Raw genomic sequence first — 24350 nt, 5'->3', positions numbered from 1 at the left:
AGCCCTGAAAACGGTTGTTTTGAGGGCTCTTCAAGTTCTTGATGGAACTCGCCAACCCTCAAAATCGTCGAAAATTGGGGTAGGCGTTAGGTCATTTTGCACCACTTTAAGCCCATTATTGGGGTAAGTTTGGGGTAGAGTTGAGATGGCCAAAAGTAGTACACATGCATTGATTTTGCGGAGATGCCCATGACTAGCTCCCCTAAGAAACGCAAAGCATCCAAGGGAACCGTTCAGGTCAAGTCGTCAAATAACCGCTTGCAACTGGTTTTCTCCTATGGTGGGCAGCGTCACTACCTAAGCCTTGAGCTGCCTGACACGGTCGTTAATCGAAGGATTGCCGAGGCCAAGGCCAAGCTTATAGAAGCTGATATGGCTTTCGATAGGCTAGATCCGTCCTTGGATAAGTACAGGCCTCAATCTCGGAAGGATCAAGCTCCCTTGGCGCAAACAGATGCTCCTCTCGCGAACATCTGGGAGCAATTTGTGGAGTACAAGCGGCCCCAATGTTCGCCGAACACCATGCGCTCTACCTATGATGGGCCGTTTTCGAGCTATGTTGATCGATTACCGACCTATGATTTATCTCGTGCCACAGAAATTAGAGATTATGTGCTGGTCAATATTCCGCTAGATGCCGGTAAGCGTTTTATTACCCGTTTGTCTGCCTGCTGCGATTGGGCCATCGAAGCGGATATGATTGATCGTAATCCGTTTCTTGGTATGGCTGGCAAGATCAAAAAGCCTAAGTCAGTAGCGACAGATGGACTGAATGATATCAATCCGTTTTCGCTACAGGAGCGAGATGCCATTATTCAAGCTATCGAGACGGATCAGTTTTGCCCAGCTCGTTCAGCCTATAAGCACAGTCGTTATACACCGCTGGTTAAATTCCTATTCGCGACAGGTTGTCGTCCGTCAGAGGCAGCAGCGCTCTATTGGGAAAACATTTCTCGTGATTACAAGCAGATCGACTTTTCTCAGGCTGTTATCTTGACCGAAACGGGAAGACGTATCCGTAAAGGCCTTAAAACACAGGAAAAGCGCAGCTTCCCATGCAATGAATCCTTGAGAGCGCTGCTGAAATCAATTAAACCTGAAGAGGCGAAATCAGAAACATTAGTGTTTCCCTCTCCTCAAAATAAATTTATAGACCTTAATAACTTCAGGAACCGTACCTGGAGCACTGTTCTCAAAGGACTGGGAATTGAGTATCGAAAACTTTACCAAACCCGCCATACATTCATTACCCATGCCCTTGAAACGGGCAAACTGGATGCAAAGGATGTTGCTAGGCTAGTCGGCAATTCTCCTGAAGTTATTTATAAATACTATGCAGGCAAAAAGCGCAAACTCGAAGTGCCAGAATTTTGATTAACTGCGTGGGGGAATAGTTGCAGGCTAAGGTTTGGGTTAATAACCTTGCTTTCATAGTTTGCGCCCGAACCAAACCACTTTCCCCATCAGACTTAGACCACTGGGTGACCCAGATATTTGAATTGAGAAGGCTTCGTAGGCTGGATGGTCACTGAGCACTTTCAGCGTGTTATCGGCTATGTACTGCAAGCGTTTGATCAACAGTCGATCATTGAGCTTGATCAGGTAGATACCGTGACTCACGGTTTCTAAGTCACGATCGTTGGTGTCCACCAATGCTAAATCCCCCTGGTGAAGGGTCGGTTCCATGCTTTCATCGACCACTTGGGTGAGCAGCAAATTTTCAGAGGCACTGGGGAACTCTGCTCGGAGCCAGCCCGTCTCAAAGGCCAGCGGATCCTTGTAAACATAATCTTCGGCTGACGCTTTAGACGAATCCTTAGCCCCCGCTACAGGCTGGCCGGTCGCCAGCCACTCGACGCTGACCTGTGCTGTGCGGGCTATAGCGAGCAGCGCTGGTCGGGTGGGTTCGCTCTGGCCATTGAGATATTGGCGGAGCACGGTGTCAGAAAAGCCGCAGGCTCGGGCAAAGCCTCGAATGCTCTTGTCGCCAACCGCCTGCTTCAAGCGGACTGGAAACTGGTCAACTTCCTTGGCATCCGCCTGCGCCTCATCAGGTAATGGATTAGTCATAGAGTTACATTAATCGCAGATGCAAATTATAACACTTGACATGCAATTTATTTATTGCTAACTTCATCGATATATTGATGGAGCTAAGACAATTCTATGCATGTAGAAGACATTAAAGCAGCTCTACGCAAGCAGGGTTGGACTTTAACCAGCATCGCAAAAGAACTGAATATTGGCACCTCGGCAGTCTCCCATGCCTTGACTCGACAGCGATCTCGGCGTATCGAGCAGGTCGTGGCGGGCAAACTTGGCCTGCCTCCCCATGAGATTTGGCCTCAACGGTATAAGCGAGGAAGGATGAACCATGGTTCAATTTGTCAGCAAGCAGGAAGCTACCCAGTCGCTGAAGCTCAGCGGTACCACCTTGAGACGCTATCGAGTGCAGGGGCTGTTGATCGAGGGTGTTCACTGGGTTCGAGTGAATAGTCGCTGCATTCGCTACAACTTAGAGCTGATCAAGGACTGGCTCCACAACCGCCATGACCCAGTAGCTCACCAACGGGCCATTGAGATCTACCAGGCCAGTTTGTTGAGCAACCAGCGCAAGATTCATAAACGATCTGGACATCGATTAAAAGATCGTTGAACCAAGTCGAGGGCTTCAAGCTCAATCAAGTCTGTGATTAAGAATCTGGCTTAAAATCTCAGCTCTAAAACCTATGAAAAAACACCCCAGCCATTGATTGGCGAGGGTGCTGAATCTTTTCGTTTGTTTTCTAAGCCAGGCCAATCAACATCCTGATGTGGTTTTTGCCGAACCAGCCAGGGCATTAATCTGCTGCTAGAAGTGGTGTCTTCTCACTATAGCAAAGACATTGAAAATGTCCACACTGAGCACCGCTAAGGGTTAAAAAAGCCGGTTGATTGTGGTGGCCTGGCTCCTAAAACCAGGAGCTAACCATGGCACAGTACACTTACTCAGGGCGATCGCTCCCCTGTCCGATTTGTGGACGCATCAAAGACCAAGACTGCCGCTGGAATGAGGAGGTGGTGTTCTGTCACACCCACGTAGACCAGGATGGGGCGGTAGACGGCTTCGTTTATCGGGGCGCAACAGCCGATGGCATGTGGGGGCAATACTTTGCAGCCACCGCCGCACCCGAGAAGCCAGTTCGCCCCCAGCAGCGGCAGGATTACTTTTATCCCAGCCGAACTGGGCAGCCCCTGGTGAAGGTGACTCGGGTAGATCGGGGCAACGGTGCAAAGTTTTTTGTCCAGTACCACTGGAATGGGCAGCAGTGGGTCAAGGGGCTGACCCCTGAGATTAGAGCCCAGGTGCCGATCTACCGCTACCGGGATGTCCAGAATGCGATCGCCATCGGTCAACCCATCTGGATGGTGGAGGGGGAAGGCTGCGCTGATGCTCTGTGGGCGATCGGCATTCCCGCTACCACGACCCTGGGGGGCTCGAAGAAGTATCGCAGCTATGGTGATTACCGTCAGGATTTGCAATCGGCCCAACTCGTGCTGTGTCCAGATCGCGACCAGGTCGGCATTGCCCATATGGAGGAAGTCGCCCAGGACTTCCCCTCGGCGCAGTGGTGCTACCCCTACCCGGATAGCCTGCGCTGGCATAACCTGCCGAAGCATGGCGGGCTGGATGTGGCGGATTGGATTCATGACGGGGCCACAGCGGAGCAGATTCGAGCGGCGGTGCAAGACCGGCGGCAGCTGGAGGCCAGCCCTACTCAAGGCCCCGAGCGACTGTCGGTGCAGGCCTTACAAGACCAGATTCGCACCTACCTGGGCATCAGCCCCACCGAACTAGCCCTGGCGGCGCAGGTGGTTCAATGGCACCAGGAGACGGGGCTATCGGCTAGGGATATCGGTAACCTGGTTACCCTGGTGCAGGCGGAGCTGGAGCAAACCGAGGAACGGGATGATCGCCGGGCCGAGATTCACCAGCTGCTCAAAATTGGCGATTACCAGCTGTGTCTGGGGGAGTATCTTCACGCCGACCTGGCAGAACCCTTAGAGCAAATTGCTGCCTGGATTGGAGCGACGCCAGCGGCGATGCTGGTGACGCTGCTGCCGGTGGCGGCGTCATTGCTGCGGGTGGGTACGGAGCTGGAGATTGATACGGGGATGGGGTTCTCGGTGCCGCCAATTGTGTTTACAGGACTGGTAGCCCCCTCAGGTAGCAAGAAGAGCCCGATTCAGCGACAGATTTTGGGGCCGCTCTCGTTACTCCAGGCGGAGGCGGATCAGGAGTATGAGTATGCCGCCTCAGAGTATGAAGTTGATCTACGGGATTGGGAGCAGACCCGAGCGGAGGATAGGGGCATTCGACCCAGAAAACCGATGCCACGGGAGTATCACACCTCGGATGCGACACGGGAGGCGATCGCCCGCATCCAGGCCCAACAGCCGGAGCGGGGCATTTTGGTGACGCCGGATGAGCTGGCGGGTCTGTTCAAGGGGCAGAACCAGTACCGCAATGGCCGGGGTAACGATAAGGAGTCGCTGCTGACGGCCTTTGATGGCTCGGGGCTAAAGGTGGATCGGGCCAGCGGTTTGCGCATCAGTTTGCCGCGCACCAGCCTGAGCCTGACGGGGACGATTCAGCCCGATATTCTGCGGGAGATGATGGGGGATTGCTCGGATGCCAGTGGCCAGTGGGCGCGGTTTTTGTGGTGTCTGCTGCCGCTGAAGCCTGCGCCGTTTCCTCGGCGGACGGTGCGCCATGACATATCGGAGCGGCTCTATGGCCTTTATCAGCAGCTGGAGGGGTTGACGGCTCAGTGCTATCGGCTCAGCCCTGAGGCCAAGGCATTGTTTGCGGATTGGTATGACCAGTTGGATCAGTTGCGGGTGACGGAGACCCACCCAGGGTTGCAGGCGGTGTATTCCAAGATGCAGGGCTACACGGGGCGGCTGGCGCTGATTCTGCACTGCCTCAATGCGGCGGTGGAGGGGCATTTGCCGACCCAGGCGGTGGATACGGGCCAGATGCAGGCGGCAATTAAGCTGGGGCGCTGGTTCATTGGCCAGGTGAAGCTACTCTACGCGGACGGGAATACGGTGGATGGAGCGCTGGAGCCGGTCTATACGAAGCTGATTCAGCTATCGCGGGTGCGGGGCTGGCTGCGGGCGAAGGATGTGCGGAATTATGAGCGCAGTTTACGGAAGGCGGGGGTGGAGGTGATTCGGGCTCATTTTTTAGAGCTGGAGGCGATGGGGTATGGGGAAACCCAGGGGATGGGGAATCGGCTGCGGTGGCGGGCAACGGTAGACGCGGTAGACAGATTTGAGGAAACGGTAGACACCCTGTCTACCGCTGAGAGTGCTGATGGGTAAGGGTTATAGCGAAACGGTAGACAAGTAGACAGGGTTTGCCAATGGGGAATTGCGAGGAAAGTGTCTACTGTCTACCGAAATGGCTGAATAGCCTGTGGATAAAGGTTTTTGCCCGGTAGACAGAGTGTCTACCGGGCGTCTACCGTGTCTACCAAAAATCGATTACTCTTCGTCGTCTGTGAACAAGCTCGTCAGGTCGCGGTAACCACTGACGACCCGCAAGATGTCTACTTTAGATTCGGTTGCGGTGTAGAGAATGAGGTAGCTCTCCATTGAGAGGCTGCGCAGTTCAGGGAGGATTTCGTCGCGTGGCCGCCCCAGATTAGGGAATTGGGTGATTCTGGCGAATTTGGCATCGAGCTTTGAAAGGAAACGCTCGGCCTGCTGGAGCCCTGTTTGACCGGCGATGTAGTCTGCAATGGCCTCGATGTCTTGAATGGCAGGTTGGGTTAGGTAAAACTGAGGTGCCATTATTCAGCGGAGGCGTGGCGAGACCGCAGGTTTTCTCGAATCTGGGCCATGGCGGTGGGGCCTTTAACGAGTTCGCCGCGCTGGGCTGCTTCCCAGCCGATCTGGGCGTCTTGCTGGAGTTCGGGGAGTCGCCCTTGATAGATATCGTCTTGCTGGTCGAGTAGGTGTATGCCTGCTGTGATGACCTCTAGGGCAGATTGGTATTTGCCAGCAGCGAGCTGGCGTTGGATGAGTTGTTCTAGTTCAGGAGGAAGGACAATTTGCATGAAAGATGAAAGAAAGCAACTACTTTTGACTTCAATTCTAACGATAGGAAATGATCACGTTGAGATCCCCCACGAGTCAAACAACCTGTTCGAGCAGCTAGACTTGCGTTACTTGCCGGTAGATTGGTTCAAGGGTCGTCTAGTCTGGTTGTCTTAATCGCAACACTGTCTAAACAAGTTAAGTAGGTGAGGCTAATTAAACGTAGCCCTGAATTGCTAGAAGCCTTGCTGTGTCATGATCGGTATGCTGATTACTTAGGTCTACCTACTTATGACAGGTTCTCATCTATCTGAGATAACGCTTTAAAGCACTGATGAGCAAGAACTTCAGCGAAATCACATGGCAGCGCATTTCCGATTATTTCACAGACATGGTCGATGAATGGTGTATCAAAAATATAGTCTTTCGGAAATGTCTGTATCAATGCGGCTTCTCGAACAGAAATTGCTCTATCTCTCTCTGGATGGCCAAATCGACCTTTGCTAACAGTTGTACAGCCGCCGGTTATTGTTGATGAGACTTGCTCCCAAGACAAACGACCGTACACATTATTAAATCCATCCTTTCTATTTTTATGACATGGAGGTCGTAATTCCATTGGAAGTTTTAATCTACTTTCGCCAGGTTGAGCTGCCTTAAGTATTGCCAAAGTTTCTGGAGATATGGAACGAACAACATGCCAGTTGTACTGTTGTGGGCTGCTATTATCCTTGATGTCAGATAAAACCACTGGCTCTGGCATTGAACCAATTGTTTCGCGCAAAGTTTTCCAGGGCAGAAGATCGCCTTCTCCCGCTTTAGCATGAGTCTTTTCTGGAAACTCTACTGAAAACCCTTTTCCAGCTAAGAGGACAAGTCTTTGACGACTTTGAGGGATTCCATAATCTGCAACTTGAAGGACATCATAATTAATTACATAGCCTAAAGAATCTAGTTTTTGTAGCAGTTCATCAAACAGCACTTTACCTTTCTTTGGCAAACCTGGGACGTTTTCCATCATAACAATCCTAGGCTTGACTTCTTCTACGAGGCGACTCATTTCTAGAACAAGTTGGTTCCGTGGATCAGCATCAACTTTTTTCTTGGAAGTTAAAGCGGAAAAGCCCTGACATGGAGGACATCCAGAAAGAAGATCAACTTTTCCAGTAGGTGAAAATTTCAACAGACTTTTACCTTTAACTGTACGTACATCTTGTTTAAATGCACGTACTTCTGGGTGATTGGCTTTATAGGTTGAGAATGCATGCGGCTCAATCTCAACAGCAGCGACTACCCTAAAACCTGCTTTTTTTAATCCTACTGTTAATCCGCCGCCCCCAGCGAAAATATCTATTGCTGTTGGCTGAGGTAGGCTACGAACCCTGTGCTGCATATCTCTTTTGTCTTTCAGCTTCATTTAAGAAATCCTGATGCATCTTTCTAGTTCTGTTGAGGAAGGATGTCCAGCTAATATATGTTAAAGTCCCATCTTTTCTCAAGCCTTCAAATGCTGTCTTATAAACACCTGTCAACTTCTCATCATCACACACAAGTGTAACGTGAAAGCCCTTAAATACCTTAGTAAAGTCCTTATGACTTTCTTCAGCCAAAAAGCTTGTCATCTGCTCTACATATTTATTCAATCTCTCCATTTCAGGATTTTCAAATTTATGTTTTGGGCGTTTTATTTCTATGATTTGAATAACGTTCTCTTCATTTGAAAGCACAAAGTCTGCCCTTTTGTTAGGATCTGTAAAATCCTTAAGTTGAATATCCTCGCCTGTATTTTCTACATAATACTTCTGGAACTCTTGTTTTAATGTTGTAAAAGATTGATTCTGCGTAATTGGAGACCACTGAGGATCTATAAGCCAAGGAGCTTGCTCAATAAGATCTTGAAAGGCGGCTTCAAGCGTTTGCTTATCATCCTTTAGAGTCTCTACTCTATTAATAACTCTGACCCGGTCATCAGCAATTCGACCAAAAGATGAAAGCTCAGCAATTCGAGCAATTTTTAAGATTTCTGCGACGACAGCGATAGGGGTTCCCTCAGTATCATCCGCAGCTTCACGTAGCTTGCGATCCAAAGTTACATGAGGGCCGAAGGTTAAACTAAGTTGAACAATTTCTTCTGTCCTAGCAGGATCAGAAACTTCATCCTCACGCATTTTTTGGCCAATTAGTTGAGCAAAATCCATTGCTTCTTCACGTATTTTATTTTGCTCTTCTCTGGGAAATGCTTGCTGAATTCTCTCTTCAATGTTTGAATTCTCCTTAAATAATTCCCATGTCTTTTTCTTGACTGGGTTACGAGACATATTGCCAACTTTTTTGAGTAATGCCAGCCCCCACTGCTCAAATTCTTGACCTAACTCATGAGACCAAAGAATATCTCTTCGGTCAGTTTGAATTAGATCTTCTTCTTGTTCATCTAGCCAATCTGCATGAATCTCACCTACCAAATAAGAACGAATACTATACTCACCTGAGAAACTTGCGCCTCTATTAAATACAGTGGTTTGTGCTGCGATTTTCCCACGGCAATATATGCGGATACCTGCCATTAAATCATCTTTGTATGGATCCTTAGAATATGCTGCCCAACCAGTAATGGGATAAAACTCTCCGTTAAGCTCAAATCCTGCCTTAAGATCTGAAAAAATATTTCCATCAAACCTATAAGCATTTCTATCTTCACTAAACGTTATCTTTGTATCTGGCATTGTAATGATATCAAACGCTCCTACCTCTCTACAGTAATCGGCATCGTCTTCAGTTTTAGTTGAATCAAAAAGTATAATTTTCCAGTCTTGTGAAGAAATTCCGAATCTTTGAGACAGTTGTCTTTCGAGTATGTTTATGTCAGGAACTTCTCTTTTATAAAATTTACTCAATTTTATTAATGTTCCAGTTTTTAAGCTTACAGTCCCATCTAGTTCACCAACTTCTGGCTCGTAATTGGAATCGGTCTCTTGCAAGATTTCACTTCGATCAAGAATTAGGTGAGCAGTCAAATATCCTTGAACTTCTTGTCCATTCTCATCCTCACCCTTCACCATTTCTCCGCCAGAGGTTAAGATTTCTATTCTTTCACAAATTCCGAAAGGCGCTAATTTCCCTACCCCCTTTCTTCCCATAACTTTTCGCTTAAATTCTCTGGATTCATCTCCTCTTTTGCTGTCAGTTCGTCTATCTGCTCCAACGCAGAGATAAAAGTTATTTACTTCCTCCGGTGTCATCCCGATTCCGTTATCATAGATCTCAATTGTATAGCCTTTATCTATTAACTGATTGTTAGGTTTTGTCGCAAGAAATTCTCCCATTGGTGCAGTGATTTCAACTTCGGTTGCGTCTGCGTCATAGCTATTGGATACTAGCTCAGCAATCACCGCAGAGACTCTATCGTAAAGTTTCACGCCTAACTTATCTACTGTCAGGCGCGAAATCGTCATAGTATATTTCGCTGGTTCGTTAACACTATCTTGCTGTTGCTGAGCCATAAGGATTAGTCTTTAGAGCTTTTACTGTAATAAAATACCCAATATTCTACAAGCTCTTAGCTTTCCAAAATCCAAGAATTGCAGGCTTTTTGACAACTTTACAGGTTCAAGCCATTTCAATGGCTTGACTGATAATCGTTCTAGTGAGACTGAGTATCTATGCTTTGTTAGGCATGTTGTTGGAACGAACATACCTAACAACGAGATTCAATGCTGCCTAAATTGCCTGTCACCAGCGCATTAGAACGCTCATCACCTCCCCCTGCCCTGGGGTAATTAAAACCCCAAACTCTAAAGTCACCACGATTGGTTGGCCCCAATTCGTTCGCTTAACAAGCTCCGACGCAATCGTCTAACCCCTCAATCGCTTCTGCATTGTCTCCAGCTTCCTCAAATCCGCTGCCCGCTTCCGGCGCTGGTAGCGCTCCTTTGCCACCCCATTCACCGCCTGCATCGCCTTTGGGTGCTCCGCCAGGTAGAGGTACGCCGCCTCAAACCACACCTCTTTGGTGATCTTCTCATCCATACAGAGGTGGCGCAGGGCCTTATCAATCTCTTCCTCCAACCGGGTCGTTGTCCGCACTAGCTGCGGTAACTCCGCCTCATCATCTTGGCTAACAGACATACTGACGTCAACACTCGTAGACTCGCTAGAGTCACTATATCCCGACCCATTGCCCTCAACTGTCACCTGTTGAGGAGACTTCACAGGTAACTCTGCCCCCAACCCATCGGCACGGGGCGGTACACTCGGGCGCTGCCGCTGCATCAACCGTTCCAGCGCATCCTCAGCCATTCCCTTGCCCCTGCTCTAACGCCTCAATCACCCTGCATAACGGATATTCCAACTCCCCGTACCCAATCTCTGACAGCCGCTGTCCCTGCCGAATCGCTTGCTTATAGCGCTCACTCTCCACAATTGACGGCAGCACCGGGATTGAGCCTGCCACCTGCTGCATAGCCGCTATGGCCTCTCGACTATCCGTCGCCTGAGATCGACCAAACCATTTGTCGCGAAACGGCAGCACCCCCAGCACCTGGCCCTTAAACGCCCGTATGCGCCCCAATTCCTCCAGCAGTTCCAGGCTACACAGCAGCGAATTTACTCCCTTGGTCGAGGCCTCCGCTGGAATAAGCACCCATTCCGAGGCCCCCACCACCGATAAGCAAATCTGGGTGCGCTGGGGCGGCGAGTCAATGATGCAAACATCAAACAGATCCCCCACTGCTTCCAGGGCATGGCGCAAAGCCATGGCTCCCATCCCGATGGTGGCCAAGTATTCCTGGGCCTTATGCAGCCCCTCATCAGCTGGGATCAAAAACAGATTGGCCGCTGCCAGCGGATAGATCCCATCGGCTGTTTCCACCTGGCCCTTCAGCACCTCCAGCAGGGTGGGTTCATTTGCCTGAACATCATGGCCTAGATAAAAGGTGAGATTCGCTTGCGGGTCAGCATCCACCATCAGCACCTTCTGGCCCCGGTTCGCCAGGAGCCGTCCCAGCAGCAGCGAGACCGACGTTTTCCCTTGCCCCCCAGAGAGCGACAAACAACTTACCGTCTTCATAGCTGTGTTTCACTCCTCGTATAACGCCCAGCTCCTGATCACCTCTACAAGGCTCGCCTTACCCAAACCCCTGCCGCATTTAAGATGGTGAATTTAGAGACATCAAGACGTATTGACGTCAATAAGCTTGTTTTGTGTCTGTAAATCAGTTGTTGTGTCATTTTGTCAGTTAAACCTTAACTATTGAGTTGAAAACATCTGTGGCAAAAGGGAACCTAATAACATGCCGTTGCGTCGCTTTCAAAAATTTTTTATAGATCAATTTCGACTGTAACCATAGAGTTCTTGTGCGCCGTAAATTGCGTTAATAATTGACGGCAGAAATTCCGGCAAATGGGAATTATGTATAACCTAATTATAAAAAATATCTTCTTGCTTAAGTATCAGTAGAGATTGCTCAATAGCTTGATTAACATGACGCAAGATTACAGAATCAGCCACGATATCTACCATCTTGTATAGGCTTTAGGCGTGACTATGGGCTATCTGAGTCTAAGTCCACAATTTAGATTGACATTTCCCCACCACCAGAAAATATTGCTATATTGATCGAAAAATTACGCAATTCAAGTGACATAGGTCACTCATTGGTGAGCACGCGAGTCATGTCATCTGACTGATTTCAGGAGACTTCAATCATCAGTCAGACTCAATTCATTTGAGCCATGAAAACTCTCTACATTTTTCCGTTGGTGGAACGACTGGTAGGTCGAATGAATCCGCTTCCAGACCTGCCGCTACTCGCCGTAGCGTTCCTATGTCTCGCTCTAGATGTCCTCATCCATGGCCCCGCCTTACTCGTGGTGCTGGTAATGGCAGGGTTGACAGGCCTTGCCTGGAGGTGGGACATAATACCCTCCCGTTCCCTATCCAGACGGGCATCTAAGGCCCAGGGCTTTAGGCGAAAGGCTGGGCGGCTCCTGGGTTTAGGGCTGCTCTGGCTGATCACCCTGCTGGCCTATCCCGCCCAAGCCCAATTCTTTGGTGGGGCTGAAACCTGGATGACTACCAACTTTGGCACCGCTGCGGGCGACGCCATTCCCCTGGTCTTCAACGTGCTGCGGGGCCTGTTTCTGCTCTATGTCGGCATCTCGCTGGTGCGGGTGATCAACAGCGCTCGCAACGACGAGGATTGGCAAACTATTGCCCGCACACCGCTAATTATCATCATTGCCGTCACCGCTGGCGATGTTCTAACGACGCTGATCACCGGCTAGTTGTCGCTGTGCGGCCATTCAGATCGAGGGTGCAGCTCTACACCGTCCTTTCAGCACCAGTAGCGGCTTATGGCATCTCAATTTCGTCCCGTTAACACCATCCTGGGAGCGCAACCCCGGTTAGGCCCCATTCCAGCCGACCAGATCATTCCCTGGTTCTGCATCACGGGGGCCTCCTATCTGTTAGGCCGAGGGTTCAGCCTCAGCTGGATTTCGATTGGATTCATTGCCGCCTGGGGCATGTCTACCTGGTGGATTCTCACCGGGGGGCAGAGCTGGAAGTTCACCGCAAAATTTGTGCCGACTCCCACCTGGAGTCGCGGCTATGCCCGATATCTGAGGTTTATTCACGATGAAACAGACCATCGGCAAACACCGACTCAAGCTCGGCAACCAGTTCGTCAGCACGTTGACGCCCTTTGAAGATGCGCTCAACCTCGCCGCTATGCTGCGAATTGAACTGCGGGGGCGGCAGGTTGGAGCCTACGTTCTCACGAAGGGCAAGAACCGGGAGCACCTCTGCTTTGTGTTTGGCTTCGACTGCCGGGGCATCCACAATACATTGACCGACGATCAGGTCAAGACGGTCTTTGACCAGCTGGAATCGGGGCTGAAGGATTTGCCCAACGGCGAGCGGCTGACGATTCATCTGGGGTCGTTTTCGGCAGACTGCGATCGCCAACAGGCCTTAGCCCAACTCACCCAGATCGCCTCCAACCAAGCTCTAAAGTTCCTGCTCACCGCTGAACGCGCCCGAGTCCAACAACTCACTCAGCAGGGCCTGCGCAAACCCAAGTTCCTGCGGCTGTACGTCACCTACACCGTCCAGAGCGGTACCGAAGGAGCCCAGGACATCATCGAGAAGGTGATCAGCAGAGGCGAAACCTTGTGGAAGTCGTTCACAGGTGAGCTGCGCCAGGCCAAAAACCAGCGCCTGCAAACGGTGATCACCAAGGCCTTTACCGACGGCTTTTTGCTCTGGGAGCAGGTGCTCTCAACCAAGATGGGTCTCTCGGTCAAACCTCTTGGCGAATCGGATCTGTGGGCACTGCTGTGGAACCGCTTTAACGCCAGTAACCCCATCAACATTCCCCAACTAATCATCCTGGATTCTGATGGCCTACACGAGCAGGTCAACTCCGACATTCACAGCACCACACTGCTGACGCGAGCCGGGGTGCCCACCGCCGGGAAAACCTGGGTCAAGGTCAAGGGCCAGTATGCAGCCCCGCTAACGTTCCTCGAAAAGCCTGGGGGTTGGGCCAGTGAATCGGCCCAGCTCCGCTACCTGTGGGAGATCCTCTCCCGCGAGACGGTGGCCGATACCGAAATCTTCTGCCAGCTGACGCGGGCCAACGAAACCCTGGTGAAAACCACCGTGCAGCGGATGCTGAAGCAGTCAAACCTGACGGCCACTTTGGCTGAAGACAGTCACTCGGTAGATGTGGCCGCTGAGTTGAAGATGAAGCGCTCGATTGAGGCCCAGGAGGAACTCTTCGAGGGTGCCCTACCCATTCACACGGCTGTTGTATTTCTGGTGCATCGACCGGATCTGGAGCAGCTAGATGAAGCTTGTCGCTATATCCAAAGCTGCTTTCGCCGCCCGGCCTGGGTAGAGCGCGAGCAAGACTACGCCTGGAAAGTGTGGCTTCAGACGCTGCCGATTGTTTGGGAAGCGCTGATGGCGACCCCCTTTGGACGGCGGCAGCTCTACCTGACTGGCGAAGCACCGGGGCTAATGCCGCTGGTGGTGACCCAGCCCTGCGATAGGAGTGGCTTTGAGCTGATTGCTGAAGAAGGGGGGCAACCCATCCATCTGGATTTGTTCAACCAGCACCAGAATCTGGGCCTGTTTGCCACCACCCGAGCCGGGAAATCTGTCCTGGTCTCTGGCATCCTCACCCAGGCGCTGGCCCACCGCTTCCCAGTAGTCGCGCTCGACTTTCCCAAGCCCGATGGCTCCTCGACCTTCACCGATTACACCCAACTGGTGGGGGGGGCCTACTTCGACATCTCCCGCGAGTCTAACAACCTGTTCGAGCTGCCTGACCTGCGTCACCTGCCGGGTGACGAGCGCAAAGAACGCCTCGACGACTTTCAGTCATTCCTGGAGTCGGCGCTGCTGACCATGATTGTGGGTTCGGGAGCGAATAGCTCGGTGATGACCCAGACCATTCGCTCGATTCTAGTGCTGGCCCTCAATGCTTTCTTCGCCGATGCCCCGATTCAGCGGCGCTATCTGGAAGCGATGGAAGGTCGCTTAGGCTCAGCGGCCTGGAGCAGTATGCCGACCCTAGCTGACTTTCTCGACTTCTGCACCCCAGAAAAGCTGGATCTGAACCAGGTGGGCGGCAACATCGCGAAGGCTCTGGACATGATCGATCTACGGCTCAGGTTTTGGCTCTCCAGCCGGGTGGGGCGGGCGATCTCGGCTCCCTCCAGCTTTCCGACCGATGCTCAACTGCTGGTATTTGCCCTGCGCAATCTATCCAACGAAGAAGATGCCGCTGTGCTTGCCCTTTCTGCCTATGCCGCTGCCCTGCGGCGAGCCCTAGAAGCCCCAGCGTCTATCTTCTTCATCGATGAAGCCCCCATCCTGTTTGAGTTTGACGAAATTGGAGCCCTGATTGGCCGACTCTGCGCCAACGGAGCCAAGGCCGGGATTCGGGTGATTATCTCGGCTCAAGATCCCGATACCGTCCATAAATCGCCCGCCAGCGCCAAGATCTTTCAAAACCTGACCACTCGCCTGATTGGTCGCATTCAGCCCATGGCGGTAGACAGCTTTGAGCGCATTCTCAAATATCCCAAGTCTGTCATCAGCCGCAATGCCAGCGAGAGCTTCTTTCCTAAACGGGAGGGCATCTACAGCCAGTGGTTATTGGACAACAACGGCCTCTATACCTACTGCCGCTACTATCCCGCCTTTGCTCAGCTCGCCGCCGTGGCCAATAACCCCGATGAGCAGACGACCCGAGACTTAGTGCTGCGCCATGCCCCCGATACCTTCACCGGCCTGGCAGAATTCGCCCGGCTACTGGTGCTCTCGATTCAATCCGGTGAACCCCTCTCCGTGATTACAGAGCGCTGGTTTGCCGAGCGCAATCCCCATCCTGAAGTTCCCCTGTCTTCTTTCAACTCCCTACCCACTGGAGGTCATTCATGAACCCGCGCCTTCGCGTTGCCCTACTTCCCATCCTGGCCACTACCCTGCTGGTGGCACCCATCAAACCTGCCGCCGCCTCCCAGGTCGATACCGCCTTTACTGATATCTTCAGCATTTTCCGCCAGGCCTTCGAGACCAGCAAAACCTATATCGAGCAAACCCTCTCTGGCCTGCTCACGCCGCTGCCCGGCGATCTGGAGGGTGTGATTCAAAACGTCCTGGGCGATCTGGGCCTGGTTGACCCCAACCGGGTACGTTCCGAAATCTCGACGGAACTGGCGACCATCTTGGAGGGCGATTTAGCCCAGTCCGACAGCATCTATGCGGGGCTTGAAACCGCCAATGAAGTTGACCGGCAGCTCACTCGCGCCCAAGTCGATGCGGTGCTGGGCCAGAGCGGGCAAGCCGCCACCCGCGACAAAATCACCTGGATTGAGGACACCATCGGCCAGGTGCAGCAGCACGCCGACTCGGCTCAGACCGCTGTGTCCACCCAGGCGGCGATCAAGCAGATGGCCCAGCAAAATGCGCGTCAGTCAGAAATTCTCGGGGCCGTGCAGTCAGAACTGCTGCAATCTCGCCAGGATGCCCAGTTGACCAACCTCAACCTGGCCAACATGTCTCAGAACCTGGATCAAGAGGCCCGTGCCCGCCGCCTGCAAGAGCTGGGCAATGCCCTCGACACCCTGCAAATTAGCGCCCAGGCCCGTTTGTTCTAGACGTCTGTTTGTCATGACGTCAATTTAGATGTGAACCCCCATGCTGCTGGATTGGCCCATCTCACCGATCGCCCAATTACCCCGCGATACCGCCGACATCATTGAGGGCGGCGCTGTCGCGTCTGAAGCGGTGGCTGAAAGCTGGAACCAGCTCTGGGAGAGCGTGCTTCAGGGGGGCCTTTACTTTGCCCTGGCTCGGGTCGGGGTCTTGTTCGCTGTCGCGACTTTGCTCCTCTTTATGACCCAGTGGACGCGGCAGATGGTGGAAGGGGAAAGCAGCCGCGCCTACGCCGACTTCATCTGGCCGCTGCTGGTGATTGTGCTGCTCTCTAACAACGGCGATCGCCTGGCGGCCATCACCCTGGACATCCGCAACTACATTAACCAAGTCAACCAGGATGTCTTGTCCTACACGGCTGCTGATATCCGCCTGCAAGAGGCCTATCAGGCGGCGGTTCTAGAAGGCTCGGTGGAGCAGACCATCATTCAGCGCCGCAACCAGTGCTATGAGTTGCAAAACCCCGAAGAACGGGCGAATTGCATTGAGCTGGCGGCGATTGAAGCCCACGAGTTTATCGAAGACTACCGCGCTAGAACCGGCAATCCCAATGCCCTATCCCGTGCATTGGAGGCGGCTCAGGCCGGGGACAATCCCCTCGACTCGGGCCTGCGGTTTGGAGGAGCGCTAATGGGTTCGGGCTTTCAGACCGTGACCCGAGGTCTGTTGATGGCGCTGCATATTGCCTTTCAGTGGCTGATTGAAGCTTCCTTGTTGCTGACCGCCACCCTGGGGCCGCTCGCCGTGGGCGGATCGTTGCTGCCGGTGGGGGCCAAACCACTATTCGCCTGGCTGACGGGGTTCTTCTCTTTGGCGATCGCCAAACTCAGCTTCAACATCCTTTCGGGCCTGGTCTCCCTGGCGGTACTCAATGCCGGGGATTCCCATCCCCTGATTGCCCCCTTCTTTCTCGGTCTGCTGGCTCCCATTCTCTCTCTGGCCCTGGCGTCGGGCGGTGGCATGACGGTTTTTGGAGCCCTCACCAGTACCGCTGGGGTGATCGCAGGGACGGGGGCCATGGGTGGCATTGCCCGTGCCCCTGGCTACTCGGCCCGACGTCGGGCCTACCGCGTCCGTCGCTGACCTCACTCACAAGGACATGTCCCATGGTGCAGTTGATTGAGAAACGCAACACAAACTACCTACCCCTGTTTGTCTTGGGCAGCGTGGGGTTGCAGCTGGTAATGCTGGTGGTTTTGTTTCTTCAGGCCGGTGCCCTGAGCCGCATCAGCCGCCAGGATGCCCCCACCCTGGTGCAAATGCAGGACGGGCAGGCGATTCGAGTCGGCACTATGGGCTCTCGGGAGCGCACTCCAGAAACCATTCGGCGCTTCGTCAATGACACTCTGGTGCTGATGTTCAACTGGAGCGGCAGCCTGCCTGCCACCACGGCAGAAGAGGCCAGCCAGCCCAGGGCCGACCCTGGCCTACCGATTGAGGTGGAACGCGGCAGACGCAATATTGCCACCGCCAGTTGGCAAGCCAGCTTTGCTTTTTCTGAAGACTTCCGCCAGGACTTTTTGAAGCGGGTAGCCGAACTGACCCCACCGGGAGTCTTCACCGGCACGAGTCAGGTGGTGATGGTAATCAACCATGTCGGCAGCCCTGAGGTGGTTGGGGAGGGCCGCTGGAAGGTGGCGGTGGTGGCTCATCTCTATGTCTTTAACGATGCCAATGCCCTGGGCCAGGCGATTCCCTTTAATCGGGAGGTGTTTGTCGAGGCCGTCACCGCGCCAGCCGTGCCCGATGGCGAAACTCCGCTGGAGCAGGCTATCTACAGCATTCGCCAAACTGGCCTGCAAATCTACGCCATCCGTGAACTTGAACGGGAGGACTTGTAGTGACAACACCCAATAATCTGTGGGATGACCAAGAGATGGCCGACCTGGTCGGTCTCCACCTACCAGAACCTGTCGCCACCGAAGCACAGGATGCTTATCCAGTTTCACCCGCCACCCCTCTGGACCCAGAACCCCTTCTGGATGCTGAGGATATTGATGGGCAGGCCTTAAGCGATCCAAAGCCCAAGCTATCCCTGGCGGCTAACCCCTTTACCAAGCTGGGCGTTGTCGCAGCTGGAACCGGTCTGGTGATTGGCGTCTTAGCCGTCTTCACTAGCGGGGTAATGAAGAACGACTCTCCACCGGCTGAAGAGGTGCAAGCCGATTTTCCAGAGCCTATGGTTGAGGAAACTGAGCTGAGTGCTACTGATGACCGGGGCCAGCTGCTCACCGATTTAGCGATGGGGCGTCAGCAGGCTGAACTGGAAGCTCTAGCCGATGAAGAGCCTACGGCTCAACCGGAAGCGCCAACCGCCAGAGAAGGCCCAGAGTTTTCTCCCACACCTCCACCCCCGGCACGGCCTCCCCAACCTGTAGCGGCGCGACCCACGCCAGCACCAACACTGCCTCGACCAGCCCCCGTCTCCCCTGCGGTTTCAGCCCGTCCCGTCGTTTCCCAATCTGCGGATCAACCCGCCGTCGATCCAACGGAACGATGGCTAGCACTGTCCCATTTGGGGAGCTACGGACAGGGCAGTCCCTTACCGCAGGAAACCTCTGCACCGCTAGTCACGGAGGCTCCAGCGCCAGTGGCTCAAGTTAGCACCCTACCCTCACCCCGTGACATTAACCATGCCGAAGAGGCAGCCATTCTCCAGGGCCAGCCGGTGGCCTTGCCCCCGACATCGCCCCTGCTGCTGACCGGCACCCAAGCCCCCGCTGTGTTGGAAACACCTTTGATCTGGTCAGCAGGGGCTGCAGAAACAGACAGCCCTCAGTTCGTGGTGCAGCTGACCGAGCCTCTGCTGAGCGCCAGTGGAGAGATCGGCTTACCAGCAGAAACACCGCTAGTGGTACAGGTGACATCGGTAGCGGACAGCGGCCTGGTGCAGCTCGCGGTGGTCTCGTTCATTCAGGCCGGTCAAGAGATCCCGCTGTCCGCTGGAGCCGTTCAACTGCGAGGGGTAGAGGGCACTCCCCTGATCGCTCAGAAGTACGACGACCCAGGGATGGATATCGCTCGCATGGATGCCACGATGGCGGCCATGGCCGGGTTATCTCGGGCGGCAGGGTTGGTGAATCGACCCAAAACATCCTCGGTTATCACCTCTGTTGGAGGTAGCGCGATCACCCAGGACACCGGAGAGCCCAATCTTCTAGCCGGGATTCTCGAAGGCGCGTTTGAGCAGCTGTCGGGGCAGATGGAGTCGCGAAATCAGGCGGCCCTGGATGAAATTTTGAATCGCCCCATCGTCTGGTATTTGCCACCAGGCACTGAGGTCGACGTGTACGTGAATCAAACGGTGGCGCTATGAAAACACCTTGGACTCCCTGGATTGTGGCCGGGGCACTTTCTCTTGCAAGTATCTCATCCCACCCTGCTCAAGCTCAGTCAGCCTATTCCGTTTCTGCCAGCCATGCCCAAGGGCTAACCGGCAGTCAGGCTCCTGTCATTCACCTTTGGCCCGGCTATGGCACCAACTTGAGCTTTATCCCGACGAACGAAAGCATTGTGCGGGTATGGATCGATGATCCGTCCCGAGTAGTCCTCGATTTTGATCAACCGCTCTGCTCTACCGCTGCGGGCTCAGGCTGTGTCTCGGGTCGTCCCTCGGTGGTTCATCTGAGACGCATTCAGGGGCTGACCTTTGAGAATTTGCCCAGGGCCAACGGCACGCTGCTGACCGTAATTACCGAGACGGCTGGGGGCAATCGCCGCCTCTACAAATTTCGCATCGCCTTCGGTACCGGCGAGCCCGACTATCACACCGTCGTCGTGAACTCTGCTTCTCCCATTCACCCATTGCTGGGGCCAGGGGATGTGCGCCGAGGGCTTCAGGTGGCTGAATCCAGAGGACTGATCGCGCAAAACCAGGATTTGTGGAACCGACTACAAAACTTTCTGCGGTTGGCCCAAGGTGGCCTAGCCGTACCTGCTGCCGCCGAGCAAGCCGGAGTCTCCCCTGAGGTGATTACCCGCCTGGCGGAGTGGGGGGCTAATGCCCGTGACGATCCGCCTTTGAACTTTACCGCTCTCTAGGTTCTCTACTCAGGTTAAAGCCATGACCTCATATTCTTTCAGGCGCAGGCAGCCATGGCGGCCTGTGATCGGAATTCTTGTTCTAATTTTGGCGATCGCGCTCCATAGCTGGCGGGTGCAACCGGCCCACTCCAGCCTCCAACCGGGAACACCTGTGCCCATGATTCAGGATCAAATTCTAGGCACCAAACCTAATTGGGCGCAGATTACCCTACGCACCCTACCTGCGGTGCTAGAGTCGGGCTCCTTCGAGGCTCCGGCAGATCTAATCCGTCTGCTGGGCTACGACCCATCGCGGGTCTGGCAGGCTGGTCAAACAGCTGACCAGTACATGCAGCTGGGTGATTTTCAGGAGAGCTTCCAGCTCCAGCAGTTCTCGCTGTATGAAATCGCCGCCCTGGTGGGGCTGGATTGGCCTGCCCTACGACTGGCAGATTTTGCCCTGGTGGCCTGGCAAACCCTGGGGGACTTGGTGCAAGCTGTGCCGGATTTAGCCAACCTCCCGGTAGAGTCGGTGGCCCCGATCGCTGACCTGCTCAAGGGGGAAGTAGACCCGCAAACTACGATCGCCGAGGTGCTCCAAGATGAAGCCTTGGCTGGGCTCAGCCTGGGAGACCTCGACCTGGAGCAGTACGGACTAGGGGATATTCCAGGGTTGATAGAGGCTCCGCTGGAGAGCTTCCGCGACTGGCAGCAGTCCGTTATCGACCAGGTGCCAGGTCTCGCCGATGTCCCCTTCGCCGACTTCCCCAACCCCATCGTGGAGCAGGGTGTGGTGGTAGGCCAAGTGGATGTGGTGTTTGGCGCGGCGGAAGGCAACCGCACCAACACGATCAGCGGCAGTTATGTGGAGGGGTTCAATGTCCCCTGTGAGGCTGACTGCGCCCACCTGGAAATTGGTCAGCCCACGCTGGTGGAAGGCACCCAGTGGGTCTCTGGCAAGTACCAGCAGGTGCGCGGCGGACGCGGGGCCTTGGCCGCCGCCAACGGTGGGGTTGAACCTACCGGTCGCCATCCCTTTGGCAATGCGTTCAAAGTAGCAGTGTTAGAGACCGATGAGGCCTCCGGCACCGCTGAAACCGGGCTGTACTTTCGCATGTGCGTTCGCAACCTGTTTGTGGACTTGGGCTGCACTCCCTACTTCATCGGCCCCATTCCCTGGCTACCGGTGCAGGAAGAGGGCATGGTCTTCTTGGGACAAATCAAGGAAGGCCTTTCGACCACCGATTCAGCCGACGCCGCTACGGCGAAAGGGATTGACCCGCAGACCGGCGAACCTAAACCCAACCCAGCACCTGTCGTAAGAGCTTCAGGCTCTCCAGGTACTGCTACTGGACGGTTTATTCACCCCGCACCGGGCTATGGCATCACCAGTAGTTTTGGCTATCGCACTCACCCAATTCATGGCGATCGCCGTCTCCACAGCGGCACCGATTTTGGCACTCCCACCGGCACCGTCATTCGAGCGGCTGACGGCGGACAAGTCACCTTCGCTGGCATCAGCGGTTCCCTTACCAGCGGCTACGGCAGGCTCGTTATCGTCAATCACGGCAATGGCTTAGAGAGCTACTACGCCCATCTACAAGGCTTTTTTGTCCAAGCGGGCGACATCATCGCCCAAGGCGATCCGGTCGGTCGTGCCAACAGCACCGGCTGGTCAACAGGGCCGCATTTGCACTTTGAGATGCGCCAGAACGGCCAGCCCCAAAACCCCATGAACTATCTCAGTTAAGGAGTTTAGCGATGAGACTTAACCGCGCTGTATTTGCTGGTCTTGCAGGCCTCTGTCTCCTGCTGGTCGGTCTAATTTCTGTTGTGGGCCTCAATCTGGCTCGGGCATCAGACCCCATTCCCGAAGCGGTCTACGACTGCCTGCCCCCCCAGACTCAGGCCACCAAACTATGGGGCTTAGTTGAAACAGCCTCCGGCAGCTACTTCCTAATCGGGGCCGGTGAAGGCGAGACCTACCAGGAAGTGCTGATTCACCTGGACACCCAAGCTGCCTGCCGGTCGCTGCTGCCGGAGGATGACCCGGTGCTTAGTCACTATATCCCGCTGAACCTTGCTCGCGAGTTAGCCCTTCAGCGCTACACCCAAGTGCTGCAAGAACAGGGCGGACGCGACGCCTACCAGCAGCAGTTGACCGAGTATCTAACGGCGGCACCCGAGGGCACCCGCAGCCAGTTTCCTGAGGAATACCTCTGGGCACTGGAGCAACTGGGCATTGAGCTACCACCCAATAGCTATGAGGTGCTGCGCTGATGCGTTACTACACCGAACACCCCTCAATTCTGGGTCAGGTGGATTCCACCTCTACTCAATCCATTTCTCAGCTGGTGACCTCACTCCAGTCCCGCCAAGGGCTCACCCTGCTCGGCTGTGTCGTTCTGATTGCCGCCTTCTCGCTGATGAGCCAAGGCAAGAAAGGTAAGCTTGCCACCAGCCGCTTTGGTGGCAGCAAAGAAAAATCCGCCGCCCGCAAGCGTGCGGTGCGGCAAATTCAAGAGCGCAAGCGCAACGCGGTTTCCCTCTACATTGGCAAGCCTACCCGCAAGCAAGATGCCCGGTCTCTATACCTGCCCGACCTCCAGCGGGGCATCGCCGTTTGTGGTGGGCCAGGCTCCGGCAAAACCTTCAGCGTCATCGATCCGCTGATCCGCTCCGCCCTTGACCAGGGTCTACCGGTAGCAATGTACGACTTTAAGTACCCGACCCAAAGTGCTCGCCATGCCGCCTACGCCGCCAAACTGGGCTACGACGTGCGAGTGCTAGCCCCTGGCTTTCCTGAATCCGAGGTGTGCAACCCCATCGACTTTCTGCGCAGCGAGTCCGATGCCGAGATGGCGCGGCAAATTGCCACGGTGCTGAACAAAAACTTTCGGCTGATGACCCAGAGCACCGAGGATGGCTTCTTCGCCGCCGCTGGCGATCAGTTGACAGAAGCGCTGTTAATGCTGGCCAAGTCCACCCAGTATCCCGACATCATGACCGCCCAGGCCGTACTGGGCCTGACTAACCTAGGCAACCGAGTGGCGGCGGCCCACGGCATGAATAGCTGGATTCGGGTGTCTTTCAACCAGCTGATTGGGGTCAAGGATGCCGAGAAAACCGCTAGCGGCATTGTGGGTAGCGCCAGTGAGACTTTTACCCGCTTTATGAAAGAAGGAGTGCTGGGAGCCTTCTGCGGTCAAACCTCCATACCCTTAGACCTGACCGGTAGGCAGCTGCTGATTCTAGGGATGGATCGGGAGCGGCGGGACGTGGTGGGGCCGCTGGTAGCCACGGTGCTGCACATGCTAGTTACCCGCAATGTGGCCCAGCGGCGGCAAGATCCGCTGATTGTCGCGATTGACGAATTGCCTACCCTCTACCTGCCCACCCTGGTGCAGTGGCTGAACGAGAACCGAGAGGATGGGCTGGCGGTCATCCTCGGCTTCCAAAACCTGGTTCAGCTGGAGAGAACCTACGGTCGCGAGCTAGCCCGCGCCATCTTGGGAGCCTGCGCCACCAAAGCGGTCTTCAACCCCCAGGAATACGAAGCGGCCCGTATGTTCTCCGACTTCCTGGGGGACGAAGAAATTCAGCACAAGCAAAAGTCGCGTAATCGTGGCGGGGGCAAATCCAGCACCACCATCTCCGACCAGGAGCGCACCCGCAAGCTGTTTGAACCCAGCCAGTTTCTCCGCCTACCACCGGGCAAATGCATCTTGATCAACCCTGGCTTTACCTCCCGAGGGGAAGCTGCGATTCCTATCCAACAGGCGATCAAAATTCCCAAGGCCGATATTCAAGCCAGCGAGGGCAGCGAAGCTCTGTGGACCAAGATCCATGCTCGCCTGGTGCGCCGCAGCCCCCAGCAGATGCCCACTGCCGCTGATTTAGAAAAGCGACGACAGATGGTAGAAGCCATGCTGCCGGAGCCCCAGGCCCCGGTCAACTCGGCCTACCCTGACCCCGCTGGCCTGATCGATAAGTACAGCAGTTTGCTCTAGGAGACCTC

General features: G+C 54.3%; 21 protein-coding genes. 14 read left to right on the top strand and 7 right to left on the bottom strand.

Annotated elements, in window-relative coordinates; genetic code table 11:
* The first annotated feature begins 189 nt into the window (after window positions 1-189).
* Complete coding sequence (locus NF78_RS07530) at window positions 190-1374, top strand: site-specific integrase (RefSeq protein WP_035989049.1); 1185 nt, start codon at window positions 190-192, stop codon at window positions 1372-1374.
* Window positions 1375-1428: 54 nt separating this feature from the next.
* Here the strand turns inward: NF78_RS07530 and NF78_RS07525 are convergent, their stop codons facing one another.
* Window positions 1429-2070: an XRE family transcriptional regulator gene (locus NF78_RS07525; RefSeq protein WP_035985579.1), complete on the bottom strand. Its 642-nt coding sequence runs from the start codon at window positions 2068-2070 to the stop codon at window positions 1429-1431.
* Window positions 2071-2166: 96 nt separating this feature from the next.
* On the opposite strand from NF78_RS07525, the gene NF78_RS33425 reads away from it, so the two are divergent.
* From NF78_RS33425 to NF78_RS07515, 3 genes are all read left to right on the top strand, one after another.
* Complete coding sequence (locus NF78_RS33425; protein ID WP_072016017.1) at window positions 2167-2496, top strand: helix-turn-helix domain-containing protein; 330 nt, start codon at window positions 2167-2169, stop codon at window positions 2494-2496.
* A complete protein-coding gene (locus tag NF78_RS07520) occupies window positions 2435-2656 on the top strand; it encodes a hypothetical protein (protein WP_225885248.1) in 222 nt (73 codons plus the stop codon). Before NF78_RS33425 ends, NF78_RS07520 begins: the two co-directional genes overlap by 62 nt.
* 314 nt (window positions 2657-2970) lie before the next feature.
* Window positions 2971-5367 (top strand): DUF3987 domain-containing protein, encoded by a 2397-nt coding sequence (locus NF78_RS07515; RefSeq protein WP_225885247.1) that lies wholly within the window; start codon window positions 2971-2973, stop codon window positions 5365-5367.
* Between the two features lie 162 nt (window positions 5368-5529).
* Here NF78_RS07515 and NF78_RS07510 read toward each other — a convergent pair whose 3' ends face one another.
* From NF78_RS07510 to NF78_RS07485, 6 genes are all read right to left on the bottom strand, one after another.
* Window positions 5530-5838, bottom strand: coding sequence for a type II toxin-antitoxin system RelE/ParE family toxin (locus NF78_RS07510; protein WP_035985576.1), 309 nt, complete (start codon window positions 5836-5838; stop codon window positions 5530-5532).
* Complete coding sequence (locus tag NF78_RS07505; RefSeq protein ID WP_035985575.1) at window positions 5838-6104, bottom strand: type II toxin-antitoxin system ParD family antitoxin; 267 nt, start codon at window positions 6102-6104, stop codon at window positions 5838-5840. Before NF78_RS07505 ends, NF78_RS07510 begins: the two co-directional genes overlap by 1 nt.
* A gap of 269 nt (window positions 6105-6373) precedes the next feature.
* Window positions 6374-7501 (bottom strand): DNA cytosine methyltransferase, encoded by a 1128-nt coding sequence (locus tag NF78_RS29240; RefSeq protein ID WP_197064788.1) that lies wholly within the window; start codon window positions 7499-7501, stop codon window positions 6374-6376.
* Window positions 7458-9584, bottom strand: coding sequence for an ATP-binding protein (locus tag NF78_RS07495; RefSeq protein ID WP_052049957.1), 2127 nt, complete (start codon window positions 9582-9584; stop codon window positions 7458-7460). Before NF78_RS07495 ends, NF78_RS29240 begins: the two co-directional genes overlap by 44 nt.
* Window positions 9585-9936: 352 nt before the next feature.
* Window positions 9937-10209: a hypothetical protein gene (locus NF78_RS30965; protein ID WP_156119694.1), complete on the bottom strand. Its 273-nt coding sequence runs from the start codon at window positions 10207-10209 to the stop codon at window positions 9937-9939.
* A 163-nt stretch (window positions 10210-10372) separates the two neighbouring features.
* Complete coding sequence (locus NF78_RS07485; protein WP_035985572.1) at window positions 10373-11149, bottom strand: ParA family protein; 777 nt, start codon at window positions 11147-11149, stop codon at window positions 10373-10375.
* 1001 nt (window positions 11150-12150) lie between these two features.
* On the opposite strand from NF78_RS07485, the gene NF78_RS28110 reads away from it, so the two are divergent.
* The 10 genes from NF78_RS28110 to NF78_RS07430 all read left to right on the top strand — a co-directional run bounded on the left by NF78_RS28110 (window position 12151) and on the right by NF78_RS07430 (window position 24342).
* Window positions 12151-12366, top strand: a complete 216-nt coding sequence (locus NF78_RS28110) for a hypothetical protein (protein WP_052049956.1) — start codon at window positions 12151-12153, stop codon at window positions 12364-12366.
* Window positions 12367-12718: 352 nt separating this feature from the next.
* Window positions 12719-15532 carry a hypothetical protein gene (locus NF78_RS07475; RefSeq protein ID WP_197064787.1) on the top strand — a complete coding sequence of 938 codons (2814 nt, stop codon included), beginning with the start codon at window positions 12719-12721 and terminating at the stop codon, window positions 15530-15532.
* A complete protein-coding gene (locus NF78_RS07470; RefSeq protein ID WP_035985571.1) occupies window positions 15529-16251 on the top strand; it encodes a hypothetical protein in 723 nt (240 codons plus the stop codon). The genes NF78_RS07475 and NF78_RS07470 overlap by 4 nt, the downstream gene beginning before the upstream one ends.
* 40 nt (window positions 16252-16291) lie before the next feature.
* Window positions 16292-17392 carry a hypothetical protein gene (locus NF78_RS07465; protein WP_052049954.1) on the top strand — a complete coding sequence of 367 codons (1101 nt, stop codon included), beginning with the start codon at window positions 16292-16294 and terminating at the stop codon, window positions 17390-17392.
* Between the two features lie 23 nt (window positions 17393-17415).
* Window positions 17416-18150, top strand: coding sequence for a hypothetical protein (locus NF78_RS07460; RefSeq protein ID WP_035985570.1), 735 nt, complete (start codon window positions 17416-17418; stop codon window positions 18148-18150).
* Window positions 18150-19625 carry a TrbI/VirB10 family protein gene (locus tag NF78_RS30345; RefSeq protein WP_081972545.1) on the top strand — a complete coding sequence of 492 codons (1476 nt, stop codon included), beginning with the start codon at window positions 18150-18152 and terminating at the stop codon, window positions 19623-19625. The genes NF78_RS07460 and NF78_RS30345 overlap by 1 nt, the downstream gene beginning before the upstream one ends.
* Window positions 19622-20350: a hypothetical protein gene (locus NF78_RS30960; protein WP_156119693.1), complete on the top strand. Its 729-nt coding sequence runs from the start codon at window positions 19622-19624 to the stop codon at window positions 20348-20350. Before NF78_RS30345 ends, NF78_RS30960 begins: the two co-directional genes overlap by 4 nt.
* Before the next feature lie 64 nt (window positions 20351-20414).
* Complete coding sequence (locus tag NF78_RS07440) at window positions 20415-22082, top strand: M23 family metallopeptidase (RefSeq protein WP_197064786.1); 1668 nt, start codon at window positions 20415-20417, stop codon at window positions 22080-22082.
* An 11-nt stretch (window positions 22083-22093) separates the two neighbouring features.
* Entirely contained in the window at window positions 22094-22612 is a 519-nt protein-coding gene (locus NF78_RS07435; RefSeq protein WP_106919981.1) for a hypothetical protein, read from the top strand.
* The gene (locus NF78_RS07430; protein WP_081972543.1) at window positions 22612-24342 is read left to right on the top strand and encodes a type IV secretory system conjugative DNA transfer family protein; all 1731 of its coding nucleotides are present in this window, start codon (window positions 22612-22614) and stop codon (window positions 24340-24342) included. The genes NF78_RS07435 and NF78_RS07430 overlap by 1 nt, the downstream gene beginning before the upstream one ends.
* Window positions 24343-24350 lie beyond the last annotated feature (8 nt).

This window comes from Leptolyngbya sp. KIOST-1 (genome assembly GCF_000763385.1).
GTDB lineage: Bacteria > Cyanobacteriota > Cyanobacteriia > Phormidesmidales > Phormidesmidaceae > Nodosilinea.
This window is presented reverse-complemented; position numbering and strand designations above follow the sequence as displayed.